This is a genomic window from Micromonospora sp. Utrum1 (assembly GCF_057197805.1).
In genome coordinates, this window is sequence record NZ_CM170071.1 from 6,174,773 (window position 1) to 6,201,235 (window position 26,463).

Here is a 26,463-nt window from a genome sequence, read left to right on the forward strand (position 1 = left end):
TTCGCCTCACAGAACTGGGAGCAACCATGGACAGCACCAACCGGTGGCGCACCATCGACATCGTCGTGGCCTCCGTGCTCGCGGTGGCCTTCGGCATCATCTTCTGGGCCTGGGGCCTGCTCTGGAACGGGCCGGCCGACGCCATCCCGCTGCCCGGCCGCGCCGTCCTGTACGGCGTCTGGCTGGTGCCGGCCGTGCTGGGCGCCCTGGTCGTCCGGAAGCCGGGCGCGGCGCTCTTCACCCTCACCCTGGCCGCACTGGTCTCGGTGGCGCTGGGCACGAGCTGGGGCTGGACGATCGTCGTGCAGGGCCCGCTGGAGGCGGCCGCCGCCGAGCTGGCTTTCGCGCTCTTCGCGTACCGCAACTACCGGCTGCCCGTGGCGCTGCTCGCCGCGACGCTGGCCGGTCTCGCGGCGGCGATCTACGACGTCTTCGTCTGGTACCCGGGCACCGCGTGGGGCAGCTTCCGCCTCCCCTACATCCTGCTGACCGCCGCCAGCTCGCTGGTGGTGGCCGGCCTGGGCAGCGTCGCCCTCACCCGATCCCTGGCCAACACGGGCGTCCTCGACCGCTTCCCCGCCGGCCGCGAACGCGCCGCCGTCTGACCGCCCCCCGTCGACCGCGTTGATCAAGGAGTTTGCGTCGGCCGAGGCGGTTCTCCAGACGCAAACTTCTTGATCAACCAAGCTGGGGCCGGAGGGCCGGAGGGAGGTGGTGTGGTGGGGGCCGTGAGCCTGCGGGGGTTCGGGTGGCGGCACGCCGGGCGCAAGGGCTGGGCCGTGCGCGGGGTGGACCTGCGCATCGAGGTTGGCGAGCGGGTGCTGCTGCTCGGGGCGTCGGGGGCGGGCAAGAGCACGTTGCTCGCCGCGCTGGCCGGTCTGCTGCCGGAGGACTCGGGCGAGCAGGAGGGCATCGTCGAGATCGACGGGCTCGACCCGCGCAAGGCCCGGGAACGGGTCGGCGTCGTCTTCCAGGACCCGGAGAGCCAGCTGGTGATGGCCCGCTGCGGCGACGACGTGGCGTTCGGGTTGGAGAACCGGGGGGTGCCGGCCGACGAGATCTGGCCCCGGGTGGACGAGGCACTGCGACGCGTCGGCTTTCCGTACCACCGGGACCGGCCCACGGCCGCGCTCTCCGGGGGTGAACAGCAGCGGCTCGCCCTGGCCGGGGCGCTCGCCCTGCGGCCGGGGCTGCTGCTGCTCGACGAGCCCACCGCCAACCTCGACCCGGCCGGCGCCACTCTGGTCCGGCGGGCCGTCGCGGACGCCGTCGACGCCGACACCACGCTGATCCTGGTCGAGCACCGGGTCGCCGAGGCGCTGCCGCTGATCGACCGGGTGGTCGTGCTGGAGCCCGGCGGCGGCGTGCGGGCCGACGGGCGGCCCGACGCGGTCTTCGCCGCGCACGGCGACGCGCTGGCCGACGCCGGGGTCTGGGTGCCCGGCCACACCGTGCCCCCGCGGCATGCCAGCACGCCGCCCGGCGAGGTGCTGCTCGCCGCCGACCGGCTCGGCCTGCCGCCCCGGCTGGCCCCCACCGACCTTCGGGTACGCGCCGGCGAAGCCCTCGCCGTCCTCGGCCCCAACGGCGCCGGGAAGTCCACCCTGGCCCTGCTGCTCGGCGGGCTGCTCCGCCCCGGCACCGGTACGGCCACCGCCACCGAGGCGCTGGCCGGTGGGGACGCCCGCACTCCCCCGCACCGCTGGCGGGCGCCCGCCCTGGCCCGGCGGATCGGCTCGGTCTTCCAGGACCCGGAGCACCAGTTCGTCACCGGCACCGTCCGCGACGAGCTGGCGCTCGGCCCCCGCCGCACCGGCCAGCCCGAGCCGGCCGTGACGGCGACCGTGGACGCCCTGCTGGCGCGGCTGCGACTGGACCGACTGGCCGGGGCCAACCCGTACACCCTCTCCGGCGGCGAGGCGCGGCGGCTGAGCGTGGCGACCGCCCTGGCCACCGCGCCCCGCCTGCTGATCTGCGACGAGCCCACCTTCGGCCAGGACCGGCGGACCTGGCGGGAGCTGATCGACCTCTTCGCCGAGCTGCGCGACGCCGGCCACGGCGTCGTCGCGGTCACCCACGATCCCGACTTCGTGGCCGCGCTCGCAGACCGGACCGTCACCCTGGAGCGGCGGACGCCCGGAGGTCGGCCGTGATCGGCGTCGAACCCGTCGCGGCGGCCGGCGCGCCGCTGGCCCGGCGCAACCCGGTGGCGAAGCTGGCCGCCGCGTTGCTCTTCTCGGTCATCCTGATCGCCACCCTGGACCCGGTCGCCCCGGCGATCGCCATCGCGGTCGAGTTGGCCGTGCTACCGCTGTTCGGCATCCGCTACCGGCTGCTGGCCCGGCGGGCCTGGCCGCTGCTCGCCGGCGCCGGCGGCATCCTGGTCACCCTGGTGCTCTTCGCCGCCGATCGCTCCGGCCCGGTGCTGGTCGAGGCCGGCCCGGTCACGGTCACCGAGGGCGTGCTGGTCACCGCGCTGGGCCTGGTGCTGCGCATGCTCGCGGTGGCGCTGCCGGGGATCATCGTGTTCGCCACCACGGACCCCACCGACCTGGCCGACGCGCTGATCCAGAACGCGAAGGCGCCCGCCCGGTTCGCCATCGGGGCGCTGGCCGCGTTCCGGCTGGTGCCGCTCCTCGAGGAGGAGTGGCGGATGATCAGCATGGCTCGGCGGGCCCGGGGCGTGGACGCCGGCCGCAACCCGGTGGCCAGGCTGCGGCTGTTCGCGTCGACGGCGTTCGCGCTGCTGGTCGGGGCGATCCGGCGCGGCACCCGGCTGGCCGTGGCGATGGACGCCCGCGGCTTCGACGCCGGCACCCCGCGTACGGTCGCCCGGCGGCAGCGCTTCACCCGGGCCGACGCCCTGCTGGTCGCCGTCGCGGCGGCGGTGGCCGGGGCGGCGCTGGCGGTCAGCATCGCGCTCGGCACCTTCCGCCCGCTGATCGGCTGATGCGGCGCCCCGTCAACCCCGCGGCTGAGCCAGCCCGCTCCGATACGCCAGTACGACCGCCTGCACCCGGTCCCGTACCCCGAGCTTGGCGAAGATGCGGTTCACGTGCGTCTTCACGGTCGCCTCGCTCACGAAGAGCTGGCCGGCGATCTCACGGTTGGACAGGCCGAGCGCCATCATCCGCAACACCTCGGTCTCCCGCGCGGTCAGCTCCGCCAGGCCGGGGTGGCCGACCACCGACGCCGTCGCGGTGTAGTGGTCGATCAGGCGACGGGTGATCGACGGGGAGAGCAGGGCGTCACCCCGGGACACGGTCCGCACCGCCTCGGCCAGCTCCCTCGGCGGGGTGGTCTTGAGCATGAACCCGGAGGCGCCGGCCCGCAGCGCCCGGTAGACGTACTCGTCGAGGTCGAAGGTGGTCAGCATGATGACGCGGGTCTCACTCCGGGCGGCCAGGATCCGCTCGGTCGCGGCGATCCCGTCCGTGGGTGCCATGTGGATGTCCATGAGCACCACGTCGGGCTCGTGCCGGATCGCCAGCTGCACTGCTTCCTCGCCGTCGGCGGCGTCTGCGACGACCTCGAGGTCGGACTGCGCCGTGAGAATCATGCGGAGGCCGCCGCGGACCAGCGCCTCGTCGTCGGCGATGAGGACCCGGGTCATCCGGTGATCCCCGCCGGGGGTAGCACGGCGGCAGACGCCTCGGCGTCGAAGGGCAGCTCCACCCGCACCTCGAAGCCGCCCTGCGCGCGCGGAACAGCGCTGAACGTTCCGCCGAACAGCTCCACCCGTTCCCGGATGCCGGTCAGGCCGTGCCCGGTGCCGGCGCTCCGCCGGGCCGGGCCTGCCCCGTCGTCGACGACATCCAGCCGGAGGGTATCGCCGGCCACCTCGATCGAGACGCGGACCGTCGAGCCCGGGGCGTGCCGGGCGGCGTTGGTCAGCGCCTCCTGGAGAATCCGGTACCCGCTCACATCGGCAGCTGCGGGAATCGTGCCGAGGTCACCCGTGACGGCCACGTCGACCTGCCCGCCGGCAAGGCGCACCCCGGCGGTCAACGGATCGATCCGCCGCAGCGACGGCAACCCTTCCGGGACCGCCTCCGCGCCGCGGAGGATCACGAGCAGCCGGCGCAGCTCGGTGACCACCTCGCGTCCGACGTCCTGGACCACGTCGAGGGACGCGCGGGCCTGATCCGGGTCCCCGTCGAGCACGGCCTGCGCCGCTCCGGCCTGCAGCACCATCACCGAGACACCGTGCGACACGATGTCGTGCAACTCCCGGGCCACCCGCAGCCGCTCATCGGTCCGGGCGGCGGCCTCCCGCTCGGCGGCCAGCGCGACGAGCCGGGCCGCCTGTGCCCGCCGCATCCGCACCGCGTACCCGGGACCGAACACGGCGAGCCCGACGAACAGGATGAACACCCAGTCGGAGTCGCCGGCCATCGCGTTCTCGATCCCCAGTGAAACGATGTAGCTGAGCGCGGCGACCGCCGGGGCGGCGCGGCCGCCCACGGCGACGCAGCCGAAGCACGCGGCAAGCAGCGCCAGCAGCGGCACGACCGGCCACTCCGGCAGCACGGGCGTGAAACTCTGCGCGGCGAAGCAGGCGCCGGCGAGGACGGCGGCCGCCCTGGGATACGCCGTACAACCGGCCACCGACAGGCCGTAGCCCACCAGCAGCACGGTGAGCACGGCGAGCCAGCCGTCGGGAAGCGCCGCCAGGTCCGGCCCCGCGCCCTCGACGTAGCCGGCCAGCGGAACGTAGAGCTCGGCCAGGCCGAATGCGAACAGCGCGACACCGGCGAGAGTGGTCGTCAACTCCCGCCACCGGGCGCGGACGTTGAGGGCGGCTGACATGCGGGAAGGGTATCGACGGCGAGCGGAGTTCCGCGTCCACCCAGGGGTGTAGCGGCGGCGGCCGACGCTCCACCCGCGAATCCACTTCGCGGCCGACGATCTGGCCGGGTCCGGCTCCTAGCGTCCCTCCTACGGCTGAGGAAAGGGAGATTCTGATGGATGACAGGACCGGACGGCGGACGGGCCGGCGTCTCACGGCGGGTGCCCTGCTCGCGGGCGGCGTGCTCTACGGCGTCGCGAACGCCTTCTACTGGGTGATGTTCCCGGACGACGTGTCGGAGAGCGCCGGCAACGTGACGGTGGCCGCGGGAAATCTGGGCGCGTGGCGGGTGGAGACCGTCCTGTTCGCCCTGGCCCATCTGCTGCTGGTGCCGGCGACGCTCGGGCTGGCCGCCACCCTGGGCGGGCGCAAGCCGGTGGCGGCCGCGGTCGGCGGCGCCACCGCCCTGCTCGGGCTCTACTTCTCCACCGTCCACCTGTGGCAGTACAACGCGTTGTTCGGGGCGCTGGCCGGCGGCGGCGTGGACGCCGACGCCGCCCGGCCGGTGACCAACGCCATCGACGGGGATCCGTTCGTGATGGCCTCGTTCGCCGTGTGGCTGCTCGGCTGGCTGGTCGGCCTCCTCGTACTCGCCTTCGGCGCCTGGCGGGCCCGGCTGGTGGCGCTCTGGGTGCCGCTGGTCCTCACCGCCGGGCAGGTGCTGGACCTGCTCACCGAGGGCGTTCCGGTCAAGGTCGCGGTGAGCGTGCTGATGGTGGCCGGCTTCGCCGGCCTGGCCCTCGGCGTCGAGCGGTCGCGGCCGGTCGACGCGGCGGCCGAGCCCGCGACGCCGGCCACCGCCCACGCCTGACCAGGCGGACGGCTCGCAGCCCGATTCGGGTGCGGTTGTGGTCGCCGGGGCGACCGCAACCGCACCCGAATCTCCTCAGCTGCGGCGGAAGGCGTACCGGCGGGTCTGGCCGGCACGCTGGGAGCGGCCGGCGAGTCGCGGGTCGCGGCCGGGCGGCGGGCCGGCCTTCGGCGGCGACGGCGTGTCGGCCGCGGGCAGCACCGGTACGTCGACCGGCACGGCCGGAGCCACCGTGAGGGCATCGACGTCCGGCGGGGTCACGTCCATCAGGGACGGCTTGGACGAGGGCTTGCGGGACTTCTTCGGACTGCGTTTGGCGGGCATACGCTGCCTCCTGACTGTCGGGGCGCGGCGCACGGGGCGCGGGCGAGCGGGCGAGGCTCCGGCGGGTCCGACCAGAAGACACCGCGATGACGGCGGCGGAGGATGCGGACGCCCGGAGCGGACAGGTCCGCGGCGAAGGCGGCGGGCCGGGGCTCGGAATGAGGGCGTCAGTTACGCATGTCGGCAGCCTAACCGAACGCTGCGGGGACCGCAGCCGATTTCCTGGCACCATCGGCGACATGCTGATCGCGTTCTCCATCACCCCGCTCGGCGTGGGTGAGTCCGTGGGCGACCTGGTGGCCGACGCCGTCCGGGTGGTCCGCGAGTCCGGGCTGCCCAACCGGACCGACGCCATGTTCACCACCGTCGAGGGCGAGTGGGACGAGGTGATGGCGGTGGTGAAGCGGGCCGTCGACACCGTCGCCGCGCAGGCGCCCCGGGTCAGCCTGGTGCTCAAGGCCGACCTGCGGCCGGGGGTCACCGACGCGATGACCGCCAAGGTGGCCCACGTCGAGGCCCGCCTCGCGGAGGACTGAGTGCCACCGCGTCCTCACCCGGCGTCGACGTCCCGGCCCGCCCCCGCGGCCACCGCGATACGGTCGCAGCACGGGCAGAGACGAAGGGTGGCGGTACGCATGGCACAGCAGGCGACGGCGCAGATCGGGGTCACCGGCCTGGCGGTGATGGGCCGCAACCTGGCCCGGAACCTGGCCCGGAACGGTTTCACCGTGGCCGTGCACAACCGCTCGCCCGAGCGCACCCGCAGCCTGATCGCCGAGCACGGCGGCGAGGGCAGGTTCGTGCCCTCGGAGTCGATGGCCGATTTCGTCGCCTCGCTGGAGCGCCCCCGCGCGGTGATCGTCATGGTGAAGGCCGGCGCCCCCACCGACGCGGTGATCGACGAGCTGGTCCCGCTGCTGGAGGAGGGGGACATCGTCGTCGACTGCGGCAACGCGCACTTCGCCGACTCCCGCCGCCGGGAGGAGGCGCTGCGCGGGCACGGGCTGCACTTCGTCGGCACCGGCGTCTCCGGCGGCGAGGAGGGCGCGCTGCGCGGGCCCAGCATCATGCCGGGCGGCTCGGACGAGTCCTACCGCAAGCTCGGCCCGATCTTCGAACGGATCGCCGCCCAGGTGGACGGCGTCCCGTGCTGCCGGCACATCGGGCCGGACGGCGCCGGCCACTTCGTGAAGATGGTCCACAACGGCATCGAGTACGCGGACATGCAGCTCATCGCTGAGGCGTACGACCTGCTGCGGGCCGGCCTGTCGGCGAGCCCGGCGGAGATCGCGGAAATCTTCCGGGAGTGGAACGGCGGCGAGCTGGAGTCCTTCCTCATCGAGATCACCGCCGACGTGCTCGGGCACACCGACGCGGCGACCGGCCGGCCCTTCGTCGACGTGGTGCTCGACCAGGCCGAGCAGAAGGGCACCGGCCGGTGGACCGTGCAGAGTGCGCTGGACCTCGGCATCCCGATCACCGGCATCGCCGAGGCCACCTTCGCCCGGTCGCTGTCCGGGCACGCCGACCAGCGCGCCGCCGCCCGCCGCGCGTTCGCCGACGCGGGCGGGAAGTGGCAGGTGGACGACCGGGACACCTTCGTCGAGGACGTCCGGCGCGCGCTGCTGGCCAGCAAGATCGTCGCGTACGCGCAGGGCTTCGACCACATCCGCGCGGGCAGCCGGGAGTACGACTGGGACATCGACCTGGGCGGCACCGCCACCATCTGGCGGGGCGGCTGCATCATCCGGGCCCGCTTCCTGGACCGGATCCGGGAGGCGTACGACACCCAGCGGGAACTGCCCACGCTGCTGGTCGCCCCCTGGTTCGCCGAGCAGGTCGGCGCCGGGGTCCCGGCGTGGCGGCGGGTGGTGGCCGACGCGGCCCGGGCGGGCGTGCCCACCCCGGCCTTCTCGTCGTCGCTGGCCTACTTCGACGCGCTGCGCGCCGAGCGGCTGCCGGCCGCGCTGATCCAGGGGCTGCGGGACAACTTCGGCGCGCACACCTACCACCGGGTGGACCGGGAGGGGTCGTTCCACACGCTCTGGGCGGGCGACCGCTCCGAAGTGGAGGCGTGAGCGCGCTCAGGCGAGCGTGGCGTGCATCTCCCAGACCAGGATCTCCGCCGGCTGGGCGGCGGTCACCCGTTGGCCTCCGGCCATGGTGATCCGGGCGGCGTCGCCCTCGTCGAGCTGTCCGGCCGCTTCCAGGGTCACGGCGCCGCTGGGCACGTAGAGGTGCAGGAAGGGCGCGTCGGGCAGGTTCACCGAGTCGCCGGGACCGAGCCGGGCGGCGTGCAGGGTGGCGTACCGGTTGCGGATCCTGATGGCGGAGGCGCCGTCGTACCGGTCCATCCCGGAGGCGACCGGCACCAGGCCGCCCCGTAGCAGCTCGTCGCCGATCTCGAGCTGCTCGTAGCCCGGATCGATCCCCTCCTCGTCGGGGAGCACCCACATCTGCACGAAGTGGACCGGGTCGCGGTGCGGGGCGGTGCCCTCGAGCCGCCAGGAGTCGTTCTTCTCCGAGTGCAGGATGCCGGTGCCGGCGCTCATCCGCTGGGCCAGGCCGGGATAGATGACGCCGGAGTGGCCGGTGGAGTCCTGGTGGACCAGCGAGCCGCGCAGCACCCAGGTGACGATCTCCATGTCCTGGTGCGGATGGGTCTCGAAGCCGCTGCCCGGGCGCACCACGTCGTCGTTGTTGACCAGCAGCAGCCCGTGATGGGTGTTGGCCGGGTCGTAGTGCCGGGAGAACGAGAAGGAGTGCTTGGAGTCGAGCCACGACAACCGGGTGAAGAAGCGGTCCCCGGCCCGGCGGACGTCCACCGCCGGAGCGGGCGTCGTCGCCGTCACCAGGCACGCTGCCCGGTGTCGGCCGGCGCCCAGGTGAGCGCCGGTTCGCCGGTGCTCAGCTCGCCGATCTCCCCGGCGCGTACGGCGGGTGTGTGGCCGAGTTCGGCGCAGTGCTGCTCGGCGATCTCCGCGCAGATGTCGGCGACCTGCTCGCAGATCGGGCTGCCCAGGTCCGCCGCGTTCAACGCCATGATCATTTTGAACCGGAGATCGTGCATCGTCCACCCCCGTGGCGGGCGCGTCCCGGCGGCGCGCCCTCGCGCCGATCGTACGCGCGGGCGCCCCGCTCCCGGCCGGAAAGCCGGATGCGGGGCGCCCGCGGCCCGGTCCGCCGCGACGCTGCGGCGGACCGTCGAGATCACCAGAACCGACGGCGCTTGGCCTTCTGCGGCCGCAGCATGTCGGCGCCCTTGGTGAGCAGTCGGCTCACCCCGGTCGGGCCACGACGGGCCTCCAGGGAGTGGCTGAGCCGGCGCGCGCCGGCTGCCGCCAGCGGCACGGCGACCGCCATGACCGCCCACTGGGCAATCCGCTTCTGAATCATGTGGGTTCACCTCCGCAATCTGCCTGCTGTCCGGATTGATACCCAGCAGACGGCGTCGGTAAGCGCGACCTCAGGCGCCGGGGGCCACCGGGTTGGGCAGCGCGCCGCCGAAGCGGCGGTCCCGCCGGGCGTAGAGCTCGCAGGCGTACCAGAGGTGCCGGCGGTCGAAGTCCGGCCAGAGGGTGTCGAGGAAGACCAGCTCCGCGTAGGCGCTCTGCCAGAGCAGGAAGTTGGAGGTGCGCTGCTCCCCGGACGGGCGGAGGAAGAGGTCCACCTCGGGGACCTCCGGGTGGTAGAGGTACTTCGCGATGGTCTTCTCGCTGACCTTGCCCGGGTCGATCCGGCCGGCGGCCGCGTCGCGGGCGATCGCGGCGGCGGCGTCGGCGATCTCCGCCTGACCGCCGTAGTTGACGCAGAACTGGAGGGTCAGTTTCGAGTTGCCCCGGGACATCTCCTCGGCGGTCTGCAGCTCGGAGATGACGCTCTTCCAGAGCCGCCCGGCCCGGCCGGACCAGACCACCCGGACGCCCAGGTCGACGAGCTGGTCGCGGCGGCGCCGGATGACGTCCCGGTTGAAGCCCATCAGGAAGCGGACCTCCTCCGGCGAGCGCCGCCAGTTCTCGGTGGAGAAGGCGTACGCCGACAGGTAGGGGACGCCCAGCTCGATCGCGCCCTCGATGGTGTCGAAGAGGCTGTGCTCGCCCTGCTCGTGACCCTTGGTCCGGGGCAGCCCGCGCTCCTTGGCCCAGCGGCCGTTGCCGTCCATCACCACGGCGACGTGCTTCGGCAGCGCGTCGGCCGGCAGCGCCGGCGGCCGGGCGCCGGAGGGGTGCGGAGTCGGTGGCACCGGCTCACGCCGGCCGGCCCTCATCGATCGGATCACTCGGTAATCTCCCTGTTCACACCAACGGCGGCGGGCCCGTCGCCGGTGCGCGGCGGGACCACACCCGGCCCCGCGCCGCCGGGCGGCGGGACCGCGCCGGACGCCGGGGCACCCCGGTCGACCAGCGGCAGCGAGCGTAGCGCGCGTTCCAGGTGCCACTGGAGGTGCGCCGCGACCAGGCCGCTGCACTCGCGGCGCACACCGGTCTCGGTGGCGTCGGCGTACGCCCAGTCGCCGGTGGTCAGCGCGGACATCAGCTCGATGGTGGCCGGGGCGGGGTGGGCGGCGCCCGGGGGCCGGCAGTCCGGGCAGACCGCGCCCCCGGCCGGCACCGAGAAGGCCCGGTGCCGCCCCGGGGTGCCGCAGACCGCGCAGGCGATCAGCGCCGGCGCCCACCCGGCGAAGGCCATGCCGCGCAGCAGGTAGGCGTCGAGCACCAGGGTGGTGGCGTGCTCGCCGACGGCCAGCGAGCGCAGCGCGCCGAGGGTGAGCTGGAACAGCCGCAGCGAGGGCTCCCGCTCGATCGGGGTGAGCCGCTCGGCGGTCTCGGCGATCGCGCTGGCCGCCGTGTAGCGGGGGTAGTCGCCGAGGAACCGCTTGCCGTAGAGGTCGATCCCCTCGACCTGGCTGACGGTGTGCAGCGAGCTGCCGTGGTTGCCCTTGGGGTCGCCGGCGAGCTGGAGGTCGACGTGCCCGAACGGCTCCAGCCGGGCGCCGAACTTGCTGGTGGTCCGCCGTACGCCCCGGGCGACCGCCCGCAGCCGGCCGTGCCGGCGGGTGAGCAGGGTGATGATCCGGTCGGACTCCCCCAGCTTCTGCACGCGCAGCACCACCGCGTCGTCGCGGTAGAGCTGTCGGCGGTATCCGGCCATCGGGCCATTCTCCCTCGGGGTGCGATCTCAGGGTCTCCTCGGGGTGGATCCGCGGTCGAACCCGGATGTGCCGCCCGCAGGGTCGGCCGTAGCGTCCTGGCCATGGCTCTGCACCGGACCGCCGTCGCCGCCGCCGCGGCCGCCACCCTGATCGTCCTCGCCGGGTGCGACACCCTGTCGTTCCGCCGCCTCGACTACGACCAGACCGAGCGCGTGAAGATCACCCGGATCACCGTGCCGGCCGGCGGCGCGGGCGACGTGACGATCCGGGCCACCGGTTCGGCGGACCAGGTGCGGATCAAGCGAGTCGTCCGCTACGAGGGCGGGGAGCCGGACACCCGGTACGAGATCAAGGGCGACGAGCTGGTGCTGCCGAGCGACTGCGGCCCCCGGTGCACGGTGTCCTGGGAGGTGACCGCCCCGGAGGGGGTGACGGTGCGCGGCGAGGCCAGCTCCGGGAACGTCACCCTGCACCGGGTCGGCCCGGTGGACTTCACCCTGCGCTCCGGCGACATCAACGTGACCGAGGCCCGGGGCGAGGTTCGCGCCACCACCACCTCGGGCAACATCGAGGTGGTCGACGCCACCGGCCCGGTCCGGCTGCGCGCCTCCTCCGGCGACATCACCGCGCGGCGGCTCGCCGCCGGGGTGGATGCGGAGGCCACTTCGGGCAACCTCGTCGTCGAGCTGGACCAGCCGGCCGCGGCCCGCCTGCACGCGACGAGCGGCGACGTCGACCTGACCGTGCCCGAGGGCCGGTACCGGGTGCGGGCGGACGCCAAGTCCGGCGACACCGACCTCGCCGTGCCGAACGACCCCGGCGCGTCCATGCTGCTCGACGTCTCCGCCAGCAGCGGCAACGTGACGGTCAACAGCCGCTGAGGCCGGTCAGCGCGGGGTGAGGTCGGACCGCTCGGGCGTGCGGCGCGGGGCCGGGACCCGGGCGCCGACGGTCGCCAGTTCGGTCCCCGCGCCGGCGGGCGCCGGGCTGGCCGGTGCGGCCGCCGCCCGCTCGGCCGCGGTCCGCCGGGGTCGGCCGGGCACCAGTTCCGGGGTACGCCGGGCGGCCAGGTCCTCGACCCAGCCGACGAGCAGGGCGACCACGCCGACCAGCGCGAACACCAGCGCCACCCGGATCGCCAGCCCGAGCGGGTCCTGGTGCGACCAGCCGACCACGTCCACCAGCGGGGTGAGCGCCACCACGAAAGGCATGTGCCAGAGGTAGACGGTCAGCGCACGGCGGTTCAGCAGGGTGACCAGCCCGCCCAGCGCCGGGTGGCGGTCGACCCAGGGCGCCGCGGCAGGCGCGCGGCCGATCGCCACCAGGATGAACGCCGCCGACCAGAGCGCGTTGCCCAGGTGGATGTCGTTCAGGTCGTGGCCGCGCGGGCCGGGGTGGGTGAAGATCCAGCCCAGCCCGGCCGCGCCGAGGGCCACCGCGACCGGGACGAGCGCCCGGTTGGCCGTGCGGCGCAGCAGGCCGTCGTGGTGGGCGAAGCCGAGTAGCCAGGCACCGAAGTAGAGGCCGAACTCGCGCAGCACGACCGGCGGGTTCGCCAGCACGCCGAACTCGATCGCCGCGAGCAGCGCGTACGGGGCCAGCAGGGTGGGCAGCGGGGCCCGGCGGAACAGCCACAGGGCCACCGGCGAGGCGAGCACGAACCAGAGGTAGTCCCGCAGGTACCAGATCGGGCTCAGCGCGAGGGCGCCCCAGTGGTTGGCCGGCGGGTCGCTGACCGGGAAGAGCCAGACCAGCACCTTCGGGGTGAGCGGCAGCCCGGTGAGCAGCATGGCCGGCACGAAGACGGCGGCGAGCACCCAGAGCGACGGCAGCAGCCGGCGCAGTCGGCGCCCCACGGCCGGTACGCCGCTCCGGTCCAGCGACGCGGCCATCAGCGAGCCGGCGAGCGCGAACATCACCGACATCGCCGGGAAGATCAGGGTCAGGGTCGCCCATCCGGTGACGTGATAGACGACGACGCGCACGATGGCCAGGAAGCGGAGCAGGTCGAGGTATCGGTTTCGCATCAGCTCGCGGGGGCGTCGGGGGCAGGAGGCAACGCCCCCCTACCCTCCGACGCGACCGCGGCAAACGGCGCGCGGGCCGGGGTCAAAGTGAAACATCCCATAAAGCCGACCGATCCGGACCGGTCCGGCAACGGCCGCAACGCGGACCGCCGGCCCCGGGAGTCCGGAACCGGCGGTCGGGCGTACGGGGTCAGAACCCGAGCTTGCGCAGCTGCTTCGGGTCGCGCTGCCAGTCCTTGGCGACCCGGACGTGCAGGTCCAGGTAGACCCGGGTGCCGAGCAACTCCTCGATCTGCCGGCGGGCGTTGATGCCGACCTGCTTAAGCCGGCTGCCCCGGTGACCGATCACGATCGCCTTCTGGCTCGGTCGCTCCACGTACACGTCCGCGTAGATCTTGGTGACGTTGCCCTCGGGGATCATCTCCTCGACCACCACGGCGATGGAGTGCGGCAGCTCGTCGCGGACCCCCTCCAGGGCGGCCTCGCGGACCAGCTCGGCGACGAGCACCTGCTCGGGGTCGTCGGTGAGCATGTCGTCCGGGTAGAGCTGCGGCGACTCGGGCAGGTAGCCGGTCATCACGTCGACCAGGGTGTCCACCTGATGCCCGGAGACCGCGCTCACCGGCACCACGTCGGAGAACTCGCCCATCTCGCTCACCGCGAGCAGCTGCTCGGCCAGCCGCTTCTTGTCCACCAGGTCGGTCTTGGTGACCACGGCCAGCACGGTGGCCCGCAGGCTGGCCAGCTCGCCGGTGATGAACAGGTCGCCCCGCCCGATCGGCTCGTTCGCCGGGATGCAGAGGCCGATCACGTCGACCTCGCTCCAGGTCTCCCGGACCAGGTCGTTCAGCCGCTCGCCGAGCAGTGTGCGGGGGCGGTGTAGGCCCGGGGTGTCGACAAGCACGAGCTGCGACTCCGGGCGGTGCAGCACGGCCCGGATGATGTGCCGGGTGGTCTGCGGCTTGTTCGAGGTGATTGCGATCTTGGTGCCGACGATCGCGTTGGTGAGCGTCGACTTGCCGGCGTTCGGCCGCCCGACGAAGCAGCCAAAACCGGCCCGGTAGGGACGCTGCTGGACCTCGGTCACTCGACCACCGTGCCGAGGACGGTGCCGTCCGGCGCGGCCACGTGGATCGGCGCGTCGGCGGAGAGGTCGCGGACCGCGGCGTGCCCCGCGCCGTCCAGCGTCGAGGCCTCGGTCACCACCACGGCCGCCTCCAGCCGGCTCGCGCCGGCGGCAACCGCCGAGGCGACCGCGAGCTGAAGCGCGGTCAGGGTCAGCGACGGCAGCGCCACGCTGGCCGCCGCGTACGTCCGGCCGTCCTGGTCGCGGACCGCCGCGCCCTCCACGGCGCCGACACGGCCCCGCGCCCCCCGGGCCAGGACGACCAGCTTGCCGTCCTCGGCGCTCAGCTCGGCCGGGTCGGACGGGGTGGGCCGGGCGGCCGGCACGGCGGGTGACTCAGGCATCGGCGGGTTGCCTCTCCTCGGAACGGTTGTGGTTGCCACGGGGATCGGCCTGCTCGCCGCGCCCCGCGCTGTCCGGCGCGTCGCCCGGCTCGGCCCGGCTGACCAGCACGGTGTCGATCCGGTTGCGCCGCCCGGTGGTGCCCTCGGCGATCAGCCGGAGCCCGGCCACCGCGGCCTCGGCGCCCGGGAGCGGCACCCGGCCGAGCGCCTGGGCGAGCAGGCCACCGACCGTCTCCACCTCGTCGGTGGGCAGTTCGGTGTCGAACAGCTCGCCCAGATTCTCCACCGGCAGCCGGGCGGTCACCCGCACGGCCCCGTCCGCCAGGCGCTCGACCGGCGGGCGCTCGACATCGTACTCGTCGGTGATCTCGCCGACGATCTCCTCCAGGATGTCCTCGATGGTGACCAGCCCACCGGTGCCGCCGTACTCGTCGACGACGATGACCAGGTGGTTGCGGGCCGCCTGCATCTCGGAGAGCAGGTCGTCGACCGGCTTGGACTCGGGCACGAAGGTCGCCGGGCGCATCAGCTCGGCCACCGGCATCTGCCGGGCCTCCGGGGCGCCCTGGATCCGCCGGATCAGGTCCTTGAGATAGAGCACGCCGAGCACGTCGTCGACGTTCTCGCCGATCACCGGGATCCGGGAGAAGCCGGACCGCAGGAAGAGCGCCAGCGCCTGGGCGAGGGTCTTGCGATCCTCTATCCACACCATCTCGGTCCGGGGCACCATGACCTCGCGGGCGATGGTGTCGCCGAGCGCGAAGACGGAGTGGATCATCTGCCGCTCGCCGTGCTCGACCACGCCGCGCTGCTCGGCCAGGTCGACCAGCTCACGCAGCTCGACCTGGGTGGCGAACGGGCCCTCCCGGAAGCCGCGCCCCGGGGTGACCGCGTTGCCGATCAGGATCAGCAGCGAGGCCAGCGGGTTGAGCGCCCGGCCCAGCCAGCGCACCAGCGGCGCGACCGCGCGGCCCACCGCGTAGGCGTGCTGCCGGCCGAGGGTGCGCGGCGCGACGCCGACCACCACGAAGCTGACCACGGTCATCGCGCCGGCGGTGACCAGGGCGGCCCGCCAGCCGGCGCCGAAGGTGTCCACCGCCACCAGCGCGACCAGCGTGGTGGCGGTCAGCTCGGCCAGCAGCCGGAGCAGGAGCAGCAGGTTGAGGTGGCGGACCACGTCGCCGGCGACCGCCTGGAGGGTACGCGCGCCGCGCGCGCCGTCCCGGGCCAGCTCGGCGGCCCGGGCCGGGGAGACGGCGGCCAGCGCCGCCTCGGTCATCGCGATCAGGCCGGCGAGCACCACCAGCCCCGCCGCGACGGCGAGGAGTGGGAGATCGGGCAGACCGGCGGGCGCGCCGCCGGCCGCCAGGGTGGCTGTCACTGTGATCGGGTCGACCGCCAGCTGGCCAGCAGTCGGGCCTGGAGACCGAACATCTCCCGCTCCTCCTCCGGCTCGGCGTGGTCGTAGCCGAGCAGGTGCAGCACGCCGTGCACGGTGAGCAGGTGCAGCTCGTCGGCGGTGGAGTGCCCGGCGGTGGCCGCCTGCTTGGCCGCCACCTCCGGGCAGAGCACGATGTCGCCGAGCAGGGCCGGTTCGCCGCCGGCCGGGGCGCTCTCCCCCGGGCCGTGGTCGACGCTGCCCTCGTCCATGGGGAAGGCGAGCACGTCGGTCGGGCCGTCGCCACCCATCCAGCGGTGGTTCAGCTCCGACATGTATTCGATGTCGACCAGCAGCACGGAGAGCTCGGCGAGGGGGTTGACCCCCATCTCGTCGAGGGCGTGCCGGGCGACGGCGAGCACGGCGTCGGTGTCGACGTCGACACCGGACTCGTTGGCGATCTCGATGGACAACTGTCTTCCTCTGGTGGGTTAGCGGCGCCGGCCGGCCCGGCCGCCCTGGGCGGTCCGCCCGGGCACGGCGTGCACGCTCTGCGCCTGCTGGTTCTCCCGCTCGGCGTCCCAGCGGGCGTACGCGTCGACGATGTCGCCCACCAGCTTGTGGCGGACCACGTCGGAGCTGGAGAGCTGGGCGAAGTGCACGTCCTGGACATTGCTCAGGATGTCGCGGACCACCCGCAGGCCGCTGGTCGTCCCGCCGGGCAGGTCGACCTGCGTGACGTCACCGGTGACCACGATCTTGGAGCCGAAGCCGAGCCGGGTGAGGAACATCTTCATCTGCTCGGGCGTGGTGTTCTGCGCCTCGTCGAGGATGATGAACGCGTCGTTGAGGGTCCGGCCCCGCATGTACGCCAGCGGCGCCACCTCGATCGTGCCGGCGGCCATCAGCTTGGGGATGGACTCCGGGTCGAGCATGTCGTGCAGCGCGTCGTAGAGCGGGCGCAGGTAGGGGTCGATCTTCTCGTTCAGGGTGCCGGGCAGGAAGCCCAGCCGCTCCCCCGCCTCGACCGCCGGCCGGGTCAGGATGATCCGGTTGACCTGCTTGGCCTGGAGCGCCTGGACGGCCTTCGCCATGGCCAGGTAGGTCTTGCCCGTGCCGGCCGGGCCGATGCCGAAGACGATGGTGTGCGCGTCGATCGCGTCGACGTAGCGCTTCTGCCCCAGGGTCTTGGGACGGATGGTGCGGCCGCGCCGGGAGAGGATGTTGAGCGTCAGGACCTCGGCGGGCCGCTCGGCGCTGCCCTGCTCGAGCATGCCGACGGTACGCCGGACGGCGTCAGTGGTCAGGGTCTCGCCTTTCTCGATCAGTTCGAGCAGCTCGCTGAAGAGACGCTCGGCGAGGGCGTTGTCGGCGGGCGCGCCGGTGATGGTGATCTCGTTGCCCCGCACGTGGACGTCACTGTTGACCGAGCGTTCGACGAGCCGCAGGATCTCGTCGCCCGCGCCGAGCAGATTCACCATGATCTTCTGGTCGGGGACCGTGATCCTGGTCTGCACCCGGGGCGGGTCGGGAGGTGGGGTGCCGGTCATAGGTCGGGCCGTCGGGCCCTACGCCACCTGCTCTCGAACTCGGCGCCGGGCCCTGCTGGCGCGGCGGTCGTGACTCCCATCGTATCGGGTCAACACCCGCGGCACCGTGCCCATTTCCGCCGGGCTCAGCCCGGCGGAAATGACCTGTCGTCGCTGGCGGGAGATCAATTGCCGGCGCGGAAGTCGTACCCCTCGAACGTCTCCTGGTGCCGGGTGAAGCGGTAGGTGGCCCAGTGCATCCGGACCACCGCGCCGCGCTCGTCCCGCGTGAGCCGGAGCAGCTCACCGACCTCCCGGCCGGAAACCGTGCGGAACACGTCCGGACGGTCCGGCAGCGGGGCGAACACCGCGGGCGGCCGGCCGGCCGGATCGTCCGCGCCCCGAGCCCGCAGCGTCCCGTCGTGCCAGGAGAAGACGTACTCGAAACCCTCGCCCCACCAGCGGCCCAGCACGCCGCGCAGGTGCTCCGGGGCGGGCGCGCCGGGCCGCCACGGCTCGATGTCGGCCGGGTCGTGCTCGGCGGCCGCGGCCAGCAGCCGGTGCGGCAGCTCGAAGACCGGCACGCCGGTGCCGGAGGAGCCGAGCACCGCGCAGCCCATGGCGCCGGCGGTGCCGTCCCCGCCGCGCCGGCCGTAGACGGCGGCCAGGAAACCGGGCATGGCCCCGTCGTGCCCCACGTGCATCACCCGCCCCGGTTGCGGCACCAGGATCAGCCCGAGGCCGAAGCCGCCGGCCCAGAGCGTCTCGTCGGTGGTCGTCAGCGGCCAGCGCATCTCGTCGAGGGTGGCCGGCGCGAGCACCGCGCCGGCCGGGTCCAGCGCGGCCGGGTCGGCCAGGAAGGCCGCCCAGCGCGCCATGTCCGGCGCCGTGCTCCACAGCTGCGCGGCCGGGGCCACCGCGCCGAAGTCCGTGTTCGGCTCCGGCCGGGCCTCGTCGGAGTACGCGTCGACCAGGAACCCGGTCGCCGCCCGGTCGCCCGGCATCGGCCCGGTGCCGGTCAGCCCGAGCGGGGCGAGCACCCGCTCGGCCAGCACCTCGGCCCAGGTGCCGCCGCGCAGCCGGGCGACCACCTCGCCGAGCAGGGCCATGCCGAGGTTGGAGTAGTGGTAGCGCCGCCCGGTGGGCAGCACCCGCTCCACCCGGGCCAGGTCGGCGAGCAGCTCGGTGACGTCGGGCGCGCGCAGGCTGTCCCAGACGTCGCCGTGCGGCTCGCGCTGCAGGCCCGCGGTGTGCGACAGCAGCCGGCGTACGGTCAGCTCGCCGTGCGCCGGCAGGTCGAGGTGCCGCCCGATCGGGTCGTCCAGGTCCAGCAGCCCCTCGTCCCGGCACTGCATCACCAGCACCGCGGTGAAGGTCTTGGTGACCGAGCCGATCCGGAAGACCGTCTCCGGCCCGAGCGGGGTGTCGTTGCCGGTCCCGCCGACCGCGCAGGTCCAGAGCGGCCGGTCGGCCCGGTGCAGGGCCACCGAGACCGCCGGGATCCGCCCGTCAACCTGCGCCTGCCGCACCATCCGGCCGAGCCGGTCATGCACCGTGATCATGAGGGCAGTCTAGGCAGCGGCTCAGCGGCAGAGCATCGGGCCGAGCGGTGCGCCGCCGAGCAGGTGCGCGTGCACGTGGAAGACCTCCTGGCCGCCGTACGGGCCGGTGTTGAACATCAGCCGGAAGCCGTCCACGGTCAGCCCCTCCTCCTCGGCCACCACGGCGGCGGTGCCCAGCAGCTCACCGGCCAGCCCCGGGTCGCCCTGGGCCAGGGTGGCCACGTCCGCGTAGTGCTCCTTCGTGATCACCAGCACGTGGGTGGGCGCCTTCGGGTCGATGTCCCGGAAGGCCAGGGTGGTGGCGGTCTCGCGGACGATGGTGGCCGGGATCTCCCCGGCGACGATCCGGCAGAACAGGCAGTCGGTTCCCATCGGGGCATGGTAAGTCGTCCCGCACCGGCTCAGGCATGATGTGCCGCGTGACTTCTCGGGCGGTACTGGTGACGGGGGCCTCGCGCGGCATCGGCCGCGCGGTGGCGCGGGCGTTCGCGGCGGGCGGGGACCGGGTGGCGATCCACCACCGGGACTCCGCCGAGCTGGCCGAGGCGCTGCGGGCGGACCTGCCCGGCGACGGGCACGTGGTGGTCCGCGCCGACCTGGCCGACCCGGACGCGGTCCGGGCCGTGGTGGACGAGGCGGCGCAGCGGCTGGGCGGCCTCGACGTCCTGGTCAACAACGCCGGGGTGTTCGGCCCGGCCGATCCGCCGCACCCGGTCTTCGAGAGCAGCTACGAGCAGTGGCGGCAGCGCTGGCGCGAGGTGCTGGACACCAACCTGTTCGGCGCGGCGAACGCCGCCTGGTGCGCCGCCCAGCACATGCGCGAGCGGGGCGGGCGGATCATCAACGTCTCCTCCCGGGGCGCGTTCCGGGGCGAGCCGGCCAACCCGGCGTACGGAGCCAGCAAGGCGGGGATGAACGCGATGGCCCAGTCCCTCGCGGTGGCGCTGGCGCCCTACGGCATCGCGGTGGCGAGCGTGGCCCCCGGCTTCGTCGAGACCGACATGACCAACGAGCACCTGAAGAGCACGCGGGGCGACGCGGTCCGCGCCCAGTCCCCGTTCCAGCGGGTGGCCCGCCCCGAGGAGATCGCCGCCGCGGTGCACTGGCTGGCCAGCCCCGAGGCCGAATGGGCCTCCGGCACCATCATCGACCTCAACGGCGCCTCCTACCTGCGCACCTGACGGCCGCCTGAGGGAGCACCGGGCACCCGTCGCGCCCGCTCTGCTCTGCAGCCGCCCACGCGGCACCGACCGGTTGCCGTGTGTTGCGTCCGTGGCTGCAGAGCAGAGGCGGATGCGGGAGGTGCCCGGGGTGCCGCGACCCGCGCGGCGGCGGAGGACCGGCCGGTCTACCAGCGACGCAGGCGGGCGGACAACACGCTGAGCGCGGCCACCCCGGCCGTCGACGTGCGCAGCACCGCGGGGCCGAGCCGCACCGTACGGGCGCCGGCCTCGGTGAAGGCGGCCAGCTCGGTGGGTGCGATGCCGCCCTCCGGACCGACCACCAGGACGATCTCGCCGGCGTCGGGCAGGGCGGCGGTGGTCAGCCGCTCCTCGGCCTCCTCGTGCAGGACGAACGCGGCGGCCACGCCGGCGATCCGCCGGGTCACCGTGGTGGTGGACTCGTCGGGCGAGCCTGCCACCACCGGCAGCCACGGGCGGCGGGCCTGCTTGGCGGCCTCCCGGGCGGTCGCCGCCCACTTCTCCCGGGCCCGTACGCCCCGCTCCCCGCGCCACTGGCTCACCGAGCGGGACGCCGCCCAGGGGACGATCTCGTCCACCCCGACCTCGGTCATCGCCTGCACGGCCAGCTCGCCCCGGTCGCCCTTGGCGATGCCCTGCACCACGACCAGCCGGGGGACGGACGCGTCCACGTACCCCCGGGAGGTGACCCGGAGGTCGAGGGTGCCCCTGCCGACGGCGCTGACCACCGCGGCGGCCGTGCCGCCCCGCCCGTCGGCGAGCAGCAGTTCCTCGCCGACGCGCAGCCGCTGCACGGTGGCCGCGTGGTGCCCCTCCGGGCCGTCCAGCGTCAGCGTGTCACCGGCCGGCAGCGCCTCGACCAGGAACAGCGGCGCGGACACCTCAGGCGTGCCCGTTGAAGGCGTCGCGCATCCGGGAGAAGAAGCCGCCCTGCTTGCTCAGCTCGGCGACCTCCTCGCCGCGGGTCTTGGCGAAGTCGCGCAGCATCCGCTCCTGGTCGGCGTCGAGCTTGGTCGGGGTCCGCACGTCGAGGTGCACGTAGAGGTCGCCGCGGCCGGTGCCGCGCAGGTGCGGCACGCCCCGGGCGCGCAGCCGCAGCGTGCTGCCCGGCTGGGTGCCCGACTTGACGTCGACCGTCTCCTCGCTGTCGAGGGTCTTGATGGTCAGCCGGGTGCCGAGCGCGGCGGCGGTCATCGGCACGGTGACCCGGCAGTGCAGGTCGTCGCCCTTGCGCGAGTAGACGTCGTGCGGCCGCTCGTGGATCTCCACGTAGAGGTCGCCGGCGGTGCCGCCGCCCGGACCCACCTCGCCCTGCTGGGCCAGCCGGATCCGCATGCCGTCCTCGACGCCCGCCGGGATCTTGACGGTGAGCGAGCGGCGGGTGCGCACCCGGCCGTCGCCCGCGCAGGTCGGGCAGGGGTGCGGGATGGTGGTGCCGTAGCCCTGGCAGACCGTGCACGGCCGGGCGGAGACCACCTGGCCGAGGAAGGTCCGCTGCACCGACTGCACCTCGCCCCGGCCGCCGCACGCCTCGCAGGTGGCCAGGTGGGTGCCGGCCGCGGTGCCGGCGCCGGAGCAGGTGGTGCAGAGCACGGCGGTGTCGACGGTGATCGGCGCCTCGACGCCGAACGCCGTCTCGTTCAGGTCCAGCTCCAGCCGCAGGATCGCGTCGGCGCCCGGCCGGGTACGCGGCCGCGGGCCCCGGCTGCCGCCCGCGGCGCCGCCGAAGAACGCGTCCATGATGTCCTGGAAGCCGACGAACGGGCCGGTGCCGCCCGGACCACCCGGGCCTCCCGCGCCCCCGCCGCCCGGGGCGAGCGGGTCGCCGCCCAGGTCGACGATCTGCCGTTTCCGATCGTCCGAGAGGACCTCGTACGCGGCGTTGATGTCCTTGAACTTCTCCTGTGCCTCCGGGTCCGGATTCACGTCCGGGTGGAACTGCCGCGCCAGCTTGCGGTAGGCGCGCTTGATCTCGTCGTCGGAGGCGTCCCGGCTCACGCCGAGAATGCCGTAGTAGTCCCTGGCCACTGCGTTCGGTGTCCTCATGTTCGTCTCGCGTTTGCGCCGGTCGTCGGCCGGAGCCGGCCGACGGCCCTGACTGGTCAGTTCTGGGCCAGCAGTTCGCCCACGTAGCGTGCCACGGCCCTCACCGTGGCGATGGTGCCGGGGTAGTCCATCCGGGTCGGGCCGAGCACGCCGAGACCACCCACGATCGTGCTGCCCGGGCCGTAGCCGGTGCTGACGATCGAGGCCGCGCGCAGGTTGTCGATCTCGTTCTCGTCGCCGATGAGCACTCGGGTGGTGCTCGGCTCGGCCTCCCCGATCAGCTTGAGCAGCACGACCTCCTCCTCGAGCGCCTCGAGGATCGGGCGCAGCGAACCCTGGAAGTCGAGCAGGCCGCCGCGGGTGAGGTTGGCCGTGCCGGCCAGCGCGATGCGCTCCTCGTGCCGCTCGACCAGCGTCTCCAGCAGCACGCTGGAGAGCGTGGCCATGGCCGGGCGCAGCTGCGGGGTGGACTCGTCGACCAGGGCCTGCACCAGCGGCGGGGTGTCGGAGAGCCGACTGCCGACCAGCTTCTCGTTGACCAGCCGGCGCAGGTCGGTCACGTCCTCGACGGCGACCGGCCCGGGCAGCTCGACCAGCCGCTGCTCGACCCGGCCGGTGTCGGCGATCATGACGACCATCAGCCGGGTGGTGGAGATCGGCACCAGCTCCAGGTGGCGCACCTTGGAGCGGGCCAGGCTGGGGTACTGCACCACGGCGACCTGCCGGGTGAGCTGGGCCAGCAGCCGGACGGTGCGGTGCACCACGTCGTCCAGGTCGACCGCGCCGACCAGGAAACGCTCGATGGCCCGGCGCTCGGCCGGGCTGAGCGGCTTGACCCGGGAGAGCCGGTCGACGAAGAGCCGATAGCCGCGGTCGGTGGGCACCCGGCCGGCGCTGGTGTGCGGCTGCCGGATGTAGCCCTCCTCCTCCAGCACCGCCATGTCGTTGCGGACGGTCGCCGGGGAGACGCCCAGCTGGTGGCGCTCGACCAGGGCCTTGCTGCCGACCGGCTCCTGCGTGGCGACGTAGTCCTCGACGATCGCGCGCAGCACGGCGAGCTTACGGTCGTCGAGACCCATCTCCCCACCTCCTGACGCACGTCGTCCGCACCGGCGGGCGGCGTCCGCCGGGCATCTGGCACTCGACTGTAGCGAGTGCCAGTCTACGTCGGCGTGCCCGCCGACGCGATGATCAGCGACGCACCTCCGGTGCGGCTCGCCGCACATCCGACCCGCCAGGGTCGAACAGCCGGACATCCCGGGCGATCCCGCTCTGGTGTGCCCTTGCCTGCGGGACCTACCGTGACGTCCATGACTGAACCTCCTCGCCCTCCAGGAGCGGGGGACTCCGGCGCCCCGCCGCCGGAGGCGACCCCGCCGTCGGCACCGTACGGCTCGTCGTCGGCGGACGAGCCTCCCACCGCACCACTGTCCGGGGCACCGGCGCCGGGCGGCTATCCCCCGCCCGGTGGCTATCCGCCGCCTGCCGGCGGCCAGCCGCCGTCGGGCGGTTACCCACCCCCGGGCGGCTACCCGCCGGGCGGCTACCCCCCGCCCGGCGCCGGCTACCCGGGCGGCGGCGCGTACGGGGCGCCCGCCGGCTACGCCAACAACGACGACAAGACCTGGGCCCTGGTCGCGCACTTCGGCGGGGCGGCCGGGATGTTCGTCGGCGGCGGCGTGCTGGGCTGGGTGGCCCCGCTGATCGCCCTGCTCGCCCGCGGCAACCAGTCGCCGACCGTCCGCGCGCACGCGATCGCCGCGCTCAACTTCCAGCTCATCTGGTCGATCATCGCGCTGGTCGGCTGGATCCTCGCCTGCATCCTGATCGGCTTCGTGATCGGATTCGGCGCGATGATCATCGGCATCATCTTCGGCATCCTGGCCGGGGTGAAGGCCAACGAGGGGCAGCTCTACCGCTACCCGATGTCGGCCAGCCTGATCAAGTGACCCCGTCCCGGCCGGCTCCCCCTCCGGGAGCCGGCCGGGCCCGGTCAGGGCAGCAGGTCGCGGACGACCGCGTCGGCGAGCAGCCGGCCGCGCAGGGTGAGCACGGCCCGCCCGGCGGCGTACGCGCCGGCGTCCAGCAGGCCGTCGGCCCGCGCCCGCTCGGCGCCCGCCCGGCCCGCCTCGTCCAGCCCGGACAGGGGCAGCCCGGCGGAGAGCCGCAGCCGCAGCATCACGTCCTCCATGTGCGCCTCGTCGGCGGTGAGCAGCTCCCGGGCCAGGCCGGGTGACTCCCCGGCGGCCAGCCGCTGCGCGTACGCCGTCGGGTGCTTGACGTTCCACCAGCGCACCCCGCCGACGTGGCTGTGCGCCCCCGGGCCGAGGCCCCACCAGTCGGCGCCGGTCCAGTAGAGCAGGTTGTGCCGGCACCGGGCCGCCGCCGAGCGGGCCCAGTTGGAGACCTCGTACCAGGAGAAGCCGGCCGCGGTGAGGGCGGCCTCCGCGGCCAGGTAGCGGTCCGCCGCCACGTCGTCGCTGGGGTACGGCAGCTCGCCGCGGCGCATCCGCGCGGCCAGCCGGGTGCCGTCCTCCACGATCAGGGCGTACGCGCTGACGTGGTCCACCCCCGCCGCGACCACCTGGTCCAGCGAGGCGGCGAAGTCCTCGGCGCTCTCCCCCGGCGTGCCGTAGATCAGGTCCAGGTTCACGTGGTCGAACCCGGCGCCCCGTGCCTCCAGCGCGGCGGCGGTGGCCCGACCGGCGCTGTGCTGCCGGTCGAGGATCGCCAGCACCCCCGGGGCCGCGGACTGCATGCCCAGCGAGATCCGGGTGTAGCCGGCGGCCCGCAGCGTCTTGAGCGATTCCGGGGTGACCGTCTCGGGATTGGCCTCGGTGGTCACCTCGGCGTCGGCGGCCAGCCCCCAGGTGCGGTCGATGCCGTCGAGGATCCGGGCCAGGTCGTCGGCGGGGAGCAGGGTGGGCGTGCCGCCGCCGACGAAGACGGTGTCCACCCGGGGCGGCGGGGTGTCGCCCAGCACCCGGCCGGCGAGGGCCAGCTCGGCCAGCACGGTGTCGGCGTACGTCTCCCGGCCGGCCCCGCCGCCCAGTTCGGCAGCGGTGTAGGTGTTGAAGTCGCAGTAGCCGCACCGGCTGGCGCAGAACGGGACGTGCACGTACACCCCGAAGCCACGCGCGCCGACGGCGCGGCGGGCGGCAGCGGGCAGCGCCCCGTCGCGCGGGACGGGTTCGCCTTCTGGAAGGACGCCGGGCATGGCCACTAGTGTGCCCGGCATGACCTCTCCGGACGCTCTCGTGCGGGTCGCCACGGCCCGTGGGGTGACCACCCTCACCCTGGACAGCCCGCACAACCGCAACGCGCTCTCCACCCCGCTGATGACCCAGCTGCTGGCCGGGCTGGCCGCGGCGGTCGCCGACGACGCGGTCCGGGCGATCGTGCTGGACCACACCGGCCCGGTGTTCTGCTCCGGGGCGGACCTGAAGGAGACCGCCGCCGCGTACGCCAGCGGGACGGTGCCGGCCGGGATGCTGGGCGACGTGCTGGTCGCGGTCCGGGAGTGCCCGAAGCCGGTGCTGGCGAGGGTGGCCGGGCCGGCGCGGGCCGGCGGGCTGGGCCTGATCGCTGCCGCGGACCTGGCGGTCTGCGCCGAGGCGGCCACGTTCGCCTTCACCGAGGTCCGGCTCGGGGTGATCCCCGCGGTGATCTCGGCGACCGTGCTGCCCCGGCTGCACCCCCGGGCCGCCGCCGAGCTGTACCTGACCGGCGACACCTTCGACGGCCGGCGGGCCGCCGAGATCGGCCTGGTCACCGCCGCCGTGCCGGCCGACGCGCTGGACGCCGCGGTGGACCGCTACCGCGCCTCGCTGGTGAAGGGCGCCCCGAAGGCCCTGGCCGGGACCAAGGACCTGCTGCGCCGCCCGGCCGCCACCGACCTGCGGGCCGAGATCGCCGAGTTGGCCGCCCTCTCCACCGGCTACTTCCTGTCCGAGGAGGGCCGGGAAGGCGTCCTCGCGTTCCGCGAGAAGCGGCCCGCGGCCTGGGTGCCCGCCGGAGACTGACGTGGGAACGCCCCGGACGCGGGGCGTGCCGGGTCGGTCACGCAGCGGGAGACGACCGGTCGGCCGACCCGGATACCGCAGTGAGCGACGT

The 26,463-nt window shown here is 74.2% G+C and carries 30 protein-coding genes; 10 read left to right on the forward strand and 20 right to left on the reverse strand.

All coding sequences use genetic code 11. The features are described from left to right. The first annotated feature begins 26 nt into the window (after positions 1-26). The 3 genes from AC0OLQ_RS28925 to AC0OLQ_RS28935 all read left to right on the forward strand — a co-directional run bounded on the left by AC0OLQ_RS28925 (position 27) and on the right by AC0OLQ_RS28935 (position 2,950). On the forward strand, positions 27-605 hold the full coding sequence (locus tag AC0OLQ_RS28925; protein WP_357341461.1) for an ECF transporter S component: 579 nt from the start codon (positions 27-29) through the stop codon (positions 603-605). A 114-nt stretch (positions 606-719) separates the two neighbouring features. Then, complete coding sequence (locus tag AC0OLQ_RS28930; protein WP_484528875.1) at positions 720-2,153, forward strand: ABC transporter ATP-binding protein; 1,434 nt, start codon at positions 720-722, stop codon at positions 2,151-2,153. Then, positions 2,150-2,950, forward strand: coding sequence for an energy-coupling factor transporter transmembrane component T family protein (locus AC0OLQ_RS28935; protein WP_484528876.1), 801 nt, complete (start codon positions 2,150-2,152; stop codon positions 2,948-2,950). Before AC0OLQ_RS28930 ends, AC0OLQ_RS28935 begins: the two co-directional genes overlap by 4 nt. Positions 2,951-2,962: 12 nt before the next feature. On the opposite strand, the gene AC0OLQ_RS28940 is transcribed toward AC0OLQ_RS28935, so the two are convergent. Then, positions 2,963-3,613, reverse strand: coding sequence for a response regulator (locus AC0OLQ_RS28940; RefSeq protein WP_357341464.1), 651 nt, complete (start codon positions 3,611-3,613; stop codon positions 2,963-2,965). Next, a complete protein-coding gene (locus tag AC0OLQ_RS28945) occupies positions 3,610-4,809 on the reverse strand; it encodes a sensor histidine kinase (protein WP_484528877.1) in 1,200 nt (399 codons plus the stop codon). The genes AC0OLQ_RS28940 and AC0OLQ_RS28945 overlap by 4 nt, the downstream gene beginning before the upstream one ends. A 155-nt stretch (positions 4,810-4,964) precedes the next feature. On the opposite strand from AC0OLQ_RS28945, the gene AC0OLQ_RS28950 reads away from it, so the two are divergent. Then, entirely contained in the window at positions 4,965-5,660 is a 696-nt protein-coding gene (locus AC0OLQ_RS28950; protein WP_357341466.1) for a hypothetical protein, read from the forward strand. 75 nt (positions 5,661-5,735) lie between these two features. Here the strand turns inward: AC0OLQ_RS28950 and AC0OLQ_RS28955 are convergent, their stop codons facing one another. Further along, positions 5,736-5,984 (reverse strand): hypothetical protein, encoded by a 249-nt coding sequence (locus tag AC0OLQ_RS28955; protein WP_357341467.1) that lies wholly within the window; start codon positions 5,982-5,984, stop codon positions 5,736-5,738. Between the two features lie 239 nt (positions 5,985-6,223). Between AC0OLQ_RS28955 and AC0OLQ_RS28960 the strand changes: the two genes are divergently transcribed. Together AC0OLQ_RS28960 and gndA are read left to right on the forward strand one after the other, a co-directional pair. Continuing rightward, on the forward strand, positions 6,224-6,520 hold the full coding sequence (locus AC0OLQ_RS28960) for an MTH1187 family thiamine-binding protein (RefSeq protein ID WP_484528878.1): 297 nt from the start codon (positions 6,224-6,226) through the stop codon (positions 6,518-6,520). 99 nt (positions 6,521-6,619) lie between these two features. After that, positions 6,620-8,062 carry an NADP-dependent phosphogluconate dehydrogenase gene (gndA, locus tag AC0OLQ_RS28965; protein WP_484528879.1) on the forward strand — a complete coding sequence of 481 codons (1,443 nt, stop codon included), beginning with the start codon at positions 6,620-6,622 and terminating at the stop codon, positions 8,060-8,062. Between the two features lie 6 nt (positions 8,063-8,068). Here the strand turns inward: gndA and AC0OLQ_RS28970 are convergent, their stop codons facing one another. The 5 genes from AC0OLQ_RS28970 to recO form a co-directional block, all read right to left on the reverse strand. Then, positions 8,069-8,836, reverse strand: coding sequence for a pirin family protein (locus AC0OLQ_RS28970; protein ID WP_484528880.1), 768 nt, complete (start codon positions 8,834-8,836; stop codon positions 8,069-8,071). Next, entirely contained in the window at positions 8,833-9,054 is a 222-nt protein-coding gene (locus tag AC0OLQ_RS28975) for a thioredoxin reductase (RefSeq protein ID WP_357341471.1), read from the reverse strand. Before AC0OLQ_RS28975 ends, AC0OLQ_RS28970 begins: the two co-directional genes overlap by 4 nt. Positions 9,055-9,194: 140 nt before the next feature. Further along, entirely contained in the window at positions 9,195-9,380 is a 186-nt protein-coding gene (locus AC0OLQ_RS28980) for a hypothetical protein (RefSeq protein ID WP_254337650.1), read from the reverse strand. A gap of 70 nt (positions 9,381-9,450) precedes the next feature. Beyond that, complete coding sequence (locus AC0OLQ_RS28985) at positions 9,451-10,251, reverse strand: isoprenyl transferase (RefSeq protein ID WP_357341548.1); 801 nt, start codon at positions 10,249-10,251, stop codon at positions 9,451-9,453. Between the two features lie 8 nt (positions 10,252-10,259). Continuing rightward, a complete protein-coding gene (gene recO, locus AC0OLQ_RS28990; protein WP_484528881.1) occupies positions 10,260-11,135 on the reverse strand; it encodes a DNA repair protein RecO in 876 nt (291 codons plus the stop codon). A gap of 102 nt (positions 11,136-11,237) precedes the next feature. Here recO and AC0OLQ_RS28995 point away from each other — a divergent pair, with 102 nt between their 5' ends. Then, positions 11,238-12,017: a DUF4097 family beta strand repeat-containing protein gene (locus tag AC0OLQ_RS28995; protein WP_357341473.1), complete on the forward strand. Its 780-nt coding sequence runs from the start codon at positions 11,238-11,240 to the stop codon at positions 12,015-12,017. A gap of 6 nt (positions 12,018-12,023) precedes the next feature. Here AC0OLQ_RS28995 and AC0OLQ_RS29000 read toward each other — a convergent pair whose 3' ends face one another. From AC0OLQ_RS29000 to AC0OLQ_RS29035, 8 genes are all read right to left on the reverse strand, one after another. Then, positions 12,024-13,163 carry an acyltransferase family protein gene (locus tag AC0OLQ_RS29000; protein ID WP_484528882.1) on the reverse strand — a complete coding sequence of 380 codons (1,140 nt, stop codon included), beginning with the start codon at positions 13,161-13,163 and terminating at the stop codon, positions 12,024-12,026. Between the two features lie 190 nt (positions 13,164-13,353). Further along, the gene (gene era / locus AC0OLQ_RS29005; RefSeq protein ID WP_484528883.1) at positions 13,354-14,250 is read right to left on the reverse strand and encodes a GTPase Era; all 897 of its coding nucleotides are present in this window, start codon (positions 14,248-14,250) and stop codon (positions 13,354-13,356) included. After that, positions 14,247-14,633 carry a cytidine deaminase gene (locus AC0OLQ_RS29010; protein ID WP_091319278.1) on the reverse strand — a complete coding sequence of 129 codons (387 nt, stop codon included), beginning with the start codon at positions 14,631-14,633 and terminating at the stop codon, positions 14,247-14,249. Before AC0OLQ_RS29010 ends, era begins: the two co-directional genes overlap by 4 nt. Further along, positions 14,626-16,035, reverse strand: a complete 1,410-nt coding sequence (locus AC0OLQ_RS29015) for a hemolysin family protein (protein ID WP_357341549.1) — start codon at positions 16,033-16,035, stop codon at positions 14,626-14,628. The genes AC0OLQ_RS29010 and AC0OLQ_RS29015 overlap by 8 nt, the downstream gene beginning before the upstream one ends. Further along, positions 16,011-16,484: an rRNA maturation RNase YbeY gene (ybeY, locus tag AC0OLQ_RS29020; protein WP_148431472.1), complete on the reverse strand. Its 474-nt coding sequence runs from the start codon at positions 16,482-16,484 to the stop codon at positions 16,011-16,013. The genes AC0OLQ_RS29015 and ybeY overlap by 25 nt, the downstream gene beginning before the upstream one ends. Before the next feature lie 18 nt (positions 16,485-16,502). Continuing rightward, positions 16,503-17,561: a PhoH family protein gene (locus AC0OLQ_RS29025; RefSeq protein ID WP_484528884.1), complete on the reverse strand. Its 1,059-nt coding sequence runs from the start codon at positions 17,559-17,561 to the stop codon at positions 16,503-16,505. A gap of 164 nt (positions 17,562-17,725) precedes the next feature. Then, on the reverse strand, positions 17,726-19,102 hold the full coding sequence (locus AC0OLQ_RS29030) for a serine hydrolase domain-containing protein (RefSeq protein WP_484528885.1): 1,377 nt from the start codon (positions 19,100-19,102) through the stop codon (positions 17,726-17,728). Positions 19,103-19,123: 21 nt separating this feature from the next. Then, entirely contained in the window at positions 19,124-19,474 is a 351-nt protein-coding gene (locus AC0OLQ_RS29035; protein ID WP_091269925.1) for a histidine triad nucleotide-binding protein, read from the reverse strand. Between the two features lie 47 nt (positions 19,475-19,521). Between AC0OLQ_RS29035 and AC0OLQ_RS29040 the strand changes: the two genes are divergently transcribed. After that, complete coding sequence (locus tag AC0OLQ_RS29040; protein WP_357341480.1) at positions 19,522-20,283, forward strand: SDR family NAD(P)-dependent oxidoreductase; 762 nt, start codon at positions 19,522-19,524, stop codon at positions 20,281-20,283. 167 nt (positions 20,284-20,450) lie between these two features. Here the strand turns inward: AC0OLQ_RS29040 and AC0OLQ_RS29045 are convergent, their stop codons facing one another. The 3 genes from AC0OLQ_RS29045 to hrcA all read right to left on the reverse strand — a co-directional run bounded on the left by AC0OLQ_RS29045 (position 20,451) and on the right by hrcA (position 23,429). Then, entirely contained in the window at positions 20,451-21,185 is a 735-nt protein-coding gene (locus AC0OLQ_RS29045; protein WP_484528886.1) for a 16S rRNA (uracil(1498)-N(3))-methyltransferase, read from the reverse strand. A 1-nt stretch (position 21,186) separates the two neighbouring features. After that, positions 21,187-22,332: a molecular chaperone DnaJ gene (dnaJ, locus tag AC0OLQ_RS29050; RefSeq protein WP_357341550.1), complete on the reverse strand. Its 1,146-nt coding sequence runs from the start codon at positions 22,330-22,332 to the stop codon at positions 21,187-21,189. Between the two features lie 74 nt (positions 22,333-22,406). Beyond that, positions 22,407-23,429, reverse strand: coding sequence for a heat-inducible transcriptional repressor HrcA (hrcA, locus tag AC0OLQ_RS29055; protein WP_357341482.1), 1,023 nt, complete (start codon positions 23,427-23,429; stop codon positions 22,407-22,409). A gap of 231 nt (positions 23,430-23,660) precedes the next feature. Between hrcA and AC0OLQ_RS29060 the strand changes: the two genes are divergently transcribed. Then, entirely contained in the window at positions 23,661-24,299 is a 639-nt protein-coding gene (locus tag AC0OLQ_RS29060) for a DUF4870 domain-containing protein (RefSeq protein ID WP_484528887.1), read from the forward strand. Positions 24,300-24,343: 44 nt separating this feature from the next. Here AC0OLQ_RS29060 and hemW read toward each other — a convergent pair whose 3' ends face one another. Continuing rightward, entirely contained in the window at positions 24,344-25,567 is a 1,224-nt protein-coding gene (gene hemW / locus AC0OLQ_RS29065; RefSeq protein ID WP_484528888.1) for a radical SAM family heme chaperone HemW, read from the reverse strand. Between the two features lie 19 nt (positions 25,568-25,586). Here hemW and AC0OLQ_RS29070 point away from each other — a divergent pair, with 19 nt between their 5' ends. Beyond that, positions 25,587-26,372, forward strand: a complete 786-nt coding sequence (locus tag AC0OLQ_RS29070; RefSeq protein WP_484528889.1) for an enoyl-CoA hydratase-related protein — start codon at positions 25,587-25,589, stop codon at positions 26,370-26,372. The last annotated feature ends 91 nt before the right edge of the window (positions 26,373-26,463 follow it).

Coding starts and splice junctions, on each gene's coding strand:
- AC0OLQ_RS28985 (WP_357341548.1), bottom strand. CDS start 10,251: ATGAGGGCCGGCCGGCGTGAGCCGGTGCCACCGACTCCGCACCCCTCC.
- AC0OLQ_RS29070 (WP_484528889.1), top strand. CDS start 25,587: ATGACCTCTCCGGACGCTCTCGTGCGGGTCGCCACGGCCCGTGGGGTG.
- AC0OLQ_RS28940 (WP_357341464.1), bottom strand. CDS start 3,613: ATGACCCGGGTCCTCATCGCCGACGACGAGGCGCTGGTCCGCGGCGGC.
- AC0OLQ_RS29010 (WP_091319278.1), bottom strand. CDS start 14,633: ATGCCTGAGTCACCCGCCGTGCCGGCCGCCCGGCCCACCCCGTCCGAC.
- AC0OLQ_RS29060 (WP_484528887.1), top strand. CDS start 23,661: ATGACTGAACCTCCTCGCCCTCCAGGAGCGGGGGACTCCGGCGCCCCG.
- gndA (WP_484528879.1), top strand. CDS start 6,620: ATGGCACAGCAGGCGACGGCGCAGATCGGGGTCACCGGCCTGGCGGTG.
- AC0OLQ_RS28975 (WP_357341471.1), bottom strand. CDS start 9,054: ATGCACGATCTCCGGTTCAAAATGATCATGGCGTTGAACGCGGCGGAC.
- AC0OLQ_RS29000 (WP_484528882.1), bottom strand. CDS start 13,163: ATGCGAAACCGATACCTCGACCTGCTCCGCTTCCTGGCCATCGTGCGC.
- AC0OLQ_RS29030 (WP_484528885.1), bottom strand. CDS start 19,102: ATGATCACGGTGCATGACCGGCTCGGCCGGATGGTGCGGCAGGCGCAG.
- AC0OLQ_RS29035 (WP_091269925.1), bottom strand. CDS start 19,474: ATGGGAACCGACTGCCTGTTCTGCCGGATCGTCGCCGGGGAGATCCCG.
- AC0OLQ_RS28980 (WP_254337650.1), bottom strand. CDS start 9,380: ATGATTCAGAAGCGGATTGCCCAGTGGGCGGTCATGGCGGTCGCCGTG.
- hemW (WP_484528888.1), bottom strand. CDS start 25,567: ATGCCCGGCGTCCTTCCAGAAGGCGAACCCGTCCCGCGCGACGGGGCG.
- AC0OLQ_RS29025 (WP_484528884.1), bottom strand. CDS start 17,561: ATGACCGGCACCCCACCTCCCGACCCGCCCCGGGTGCAGACCAGGATC.
- AC0OLQ_RS28925 (WP_357341461.1), top strand. CDS start 27: ATGGACAGCACCAACCGGTGGCGCACCATCGACATCGTCGTGGCCTCC.
- AC0OLQ_RS28950 (WP_357341466.1), top strand. CDS start 4,965: ATGGATGACAGGACCGGACGGCGGACGGGCCGGCGTCTCACGGCGGGT.
- AC0OLQ_RS28955 (WP_357341467.1), bottom strand. CDS start 5,984: ATGCCCGCCAAACGCAGTCCGAAGAAGTCCCGCAAGCCCTCGTCCAAG.
- AC0OLQ_RS28945 (WP_484528877.1), bottom strand. CDS start 4,809: ATGTCAGCCGCCCTCAACGTCCGCGCCCGGTGGCGGGAGTTGACGACC.
- AC0OLQ_RS28960 (WP_484528878.1), top strand. CDS start 6,224: ATGCTGATCGCGTTCTCCATCACCCCGCTCGGCGTGGGTGAGTCCGTG.
- hrcA (WP_357341482.1), bottom strand. CDS start 23,429: ATGGGTCTCGACGACCGTAAGCTCGCCGTGCTGCGCGCGATCGTCGAG.
- AC0OLQ_RS28995 (WP_357341473.1), top strand. CDS start 11,238: ATGGCTCTGCACCGGACCGCCGTCGCCGCCGCCGCGGCCGCCACCCTG.
- recO (WP_484528881.1), bottom strand. CDS start 11,135: ATGGCCGGATACCGCCGACAGCTCTACCGCGACGACGCGGTGGTGCTG.